A 3270-nucleotide genomic window follows, 5' to 3' on the forward strand; every position below is an offset into this window, starting at 1 on the left:
CGTCCACAGGATTGCCGCGGCATAACCAGGACCCGCCACACTATCCAGCCACTGCAGCATTGGTGCCCCCAATATCGGCTTTCGAAGAAGACGCGACACTAAACTGTTGCGGCACGCCACTGCAAGTCGCCTTTCGCGGCTCTTGAACAGCTTGAAACACCAATGTGGTGGATTTGAAGTCCCTACGAATTGAGGGCGTCAGCGTTCCGGAATTTCAAATCCACCACACTGGATTTTCGGCACGTTGCTGGTGTGGTGAATCCGAAATTCGCTCCCCGCAGCACCCAGGGTAATGCGAATTTCGGATTCACCACACCAGGCGCCGAACGGCGTCATTTTTAGCGGACATTTGCCGCCAAGGCCTTTTCCGGACCCTGAGAATGTGATTCAACCGGGCAGGGGCAAGTACCGGATTTCACGAGCAGGGGGCACATGGCCAAGGAAGCGCGCGGCGATTTCTATCCGGTACCGATCGTCGACCAGAACACGCGACCGGGTGCGGTCACCCGGCTCATCGTCTTCATCGTCGTCCTGACTGGCGCCGCGATCGTCTTCGGCCTTTTCCGCGAACGCCTTGGCGACCCATTCCTGCTTGGAATGCTTGGTGTGCTGGCGATGATCGGTGTCGGCTTCCTGTTCGCCACCGCCATCGGCTTCGTGCAGATCACACCGCGCTCGACGAGTGACGAGCTGTCGAAAGCCTTCGTCGATTCGATGTCGCAAGGTCTTCTGGTCACCGACACCAAGGGTCGTGTCGTCTACGCCAACCGGGCCTATGCCGACATGACGGGCGCGGCGTCTTCGGCGGATCTCAAGACGGTCGAGGGTTTGCTGTCCGACGTTCCCGAGGCCTCGGTGACCATATACCGGCTCGCCTCCGGCCTGCGCGACGGCCAGCCCGGCGACGGGGAGTTTCGGCTTGCGCAATCCATTCGACCCGGCGCCGAGCCGGGCGCGCGCTGGTATCGTGCCCGCGCCCGCGCCTTCAGCGTCCCGGGCCAGCGGCTGCCCTTGCTCGCCTGGCAACTCGCCGACATCTCGGAAGAACGCGCGGAGCAAGAGCGGTTCTTCCTCGATCTGCAGGAGGCCATCGATCATCTCGACCATGCGCCGGCCGGCTTCTTTTCGGCCGATCAGGAAGGCCGCGTCACCTATATCAACGCCACGCTTGCGGAGTGGCTGGGCATCGACCTGACGAGTTTCACGCCTGGCGCCGTCACCCTTCCGGAGATCGTCGCCGGCGACGGCATGGCGCTGGTCCGCTCGGTCAAGGCCGATCCGGGCACCACGCGCAATGCGGTCATCGATCTCGATCTGACGACAGTGAAGGGCGAGGCGCTGCCCGTGCGTTTCATGCATAGGGTCTCGGCCAGCCGCGAGGGCGTCAACGGTCCGACGCGCACCATCGTGCTCAACCGGACGCAAGGCGAGGACGCTTCCGCCGACCTTCGCGCCTCGGAGATCCGCTTCACCCGCTTTTTCAATTCGACGCCGATGGCAATAGCAGCTGTCGACAACAGCGGGCGCATCTTGCGCACCAACGCGCCTTTCCTGTCGCTGTTTTCCTCCGTCGTCGACGGCGACGCGGTCGATCGGCGCGTGCGGCTGGACTCGGTGATCCATGAGCGCGACCGGCCCGCCTTTGCCGCGGCGTTCGAGAAAGCGCGACAAAGGCAGGCTGACATCGAACCAATCGATACGCTGCTGCCCGGCAATGAAGAACGGCATATGCGCTTCTACGTCAACGCGGTCGCCGACGGCACCGGCGAGGGCGCCGAAGAGTCGGCCATCGTCTACGCCGTCGAGACCACCGAGCAAAAGGCGCTCGAGGGCCAGATGGCTCAAAGCCAGAAGATGCAGGCGGTCGGCCAGCTTGCCGGCGGCATCGCACACGACTTCAACAATGTGCTGACCGCCATCATCATGGCGTCGGACCTTTTGTTGACCAATCATCGCCCGTCGGACCCGTCCTTCCCGGACATCATGAACATCAAGCAGAACGCCAACCGGGCGGCGTCGCTGGTGCGGCAGCTTCTGGCCTTCTCGCGCAAGCAGACGCTGCGGCCGGAGGTGCTCAACCTGACCGACGTGCTAGCCGATCTGCGGATGCTGCTGGCCCGTCTGGTCGGCAACGACATAAAGCTGAAGGTCGATCATGGCCGCGATCTGTGGCCGGTGAAGGTCGACATCGGGCAGTTCGAGCAGGTGGTGGTCAATCTGGCGGTTAATGCGCGCGATGCGATGCCGAACGGCGGCGACCTCACCGTGCGCACCCGGAATGTGACCACAGAGGAGAGCAAGAGCCTTCCCTACCGCGAACTTGCGCCGGCCGATTATGTGGTGGTCGAAGTCGAAGACACCGGCAGCGGCATCGCCCCCGAAGTACTCAAGAAGATTTTCGAACCCTTCTTCACCACCAAGGAGGTCGGCAAGGGCACTGGCCTCGGCCTGTCGATGGTCTATGGCATCATCAAGCAGACAGGCGGCTTCATCTTCTGCGAATCCGAGGTCGGCAAGGGATCGGTGTTCCGCATCTTCCTGCCGCGCTACATTGCAGAGGCGAGAGCGGGGGGCGAACCCGGCGAGGCGCCGGCTGCACCGGCAAAGATCGCCGACGCAGCCAAGGATCTGTCGGGTTCGGCCACGGTGCTGCTCGTCGAGGACGAAGATGCCGTGCGGATGGGCGGCATGCGGGCCCTGACGTCGCGCGGCTATACCGTCCACGAAGCGTCCTCAGGCGTCGAGGCGCTGGAAGTCTTCGAGGCGCTCGGCGGCAAGGTCGACATTGTCGTTTCCGATGTGGTGATGCCTGAGATGGATGGGCCGACGCTGCTTGGCGAATTGCGCAAGCGGCAGCCCGACATCAAATTCGTCTTCGTTTCCGGCTACGCGGAGGATGCGTTCGCTAAAAACCTGCCGGCAGACGCGCATTTCGGTTTCCTGCCGAAGCCGTTTTCGCTCAAGCAACTGGCCACAATCGTCAAGGATGTGCTGGAATCTTAGGGCTTACTAATTCTCGCACTTGCGAAATGGCGTGAGACTGCCATGATTATGGGCGAAACGGGCGGCGGGTTTTGGGGGAGCATGCCGTGACGCCGCACAACGAGGCAGGCAAGGGTGATTATGCCGCAACAGTGCTGTTGCCGGGCGACCCGCAGCGTGCCGAATGGATGGCGGAAACCTTTCTGGAGGCGCCGCGCTGCGTCAACCGTCGAAGGGAAGCCCTCGGTTTTACCGGCTTGTTTCGCGGCAAGCCCGTCAGCATCCAGT

Annotated in this window: 2 protein-coding genes and 1 pseudogene; 2 read left to right on the top strand and 1 reads right to left on the bottom strand. The window is 62.6% G+C overall.

The window, feature by feature from the left end:
• Nucleotides 1-198: 198 nt before the first annotated feature.
• Entirely contained in the window at nucleotides 199-336 is a 138-nt protein-coding gene (locus EOA86_RS38910) for a hypothetical protein (RefSeq protein ID WP_164892034.1), read from the bottom strand.
• Between the two features lie 96 nt (nucleotides 337-432).
• Between EOA86_RS38910 and EOA86_RS27840 the strand changes: the two genes are divergently transcribed.
• Together EOA86_RS27840 and EOA86_RS27845 are read left to right on the top strand one after the other, a co-directional pair.
• Nucleotides 433-3003, top strand: a complete 2571-nt coding sequence (locus EOA86_RS27840) for an ATP-binding protein (protein ID WP_128344605.1) — start codon at nucleotides 433-435, stop codon at nucleotides 3001-3003.
• An 86-nt stretch (nucleotides 3004-3089) separates the two neighbouring features.
• Nucleotides 3090-3270, top strand: a pseudogene (locus EOA86_RS27845) (purine-nucleoside phosphorylase); the annotation flags it as partial.

Origin of the sequence: Mesorhizobium sp. M5C.F.Ca.IN.020.32.2.1 (genome assembly GCF_004023105.1) — a bacterium.
GTDB lineage: Bacteria > Pseudomonadota > Alphaproteobacteria > Rhizobiales > Rhizobiaceae > Mesorhizobium > Mesorhizobium wenxiniae.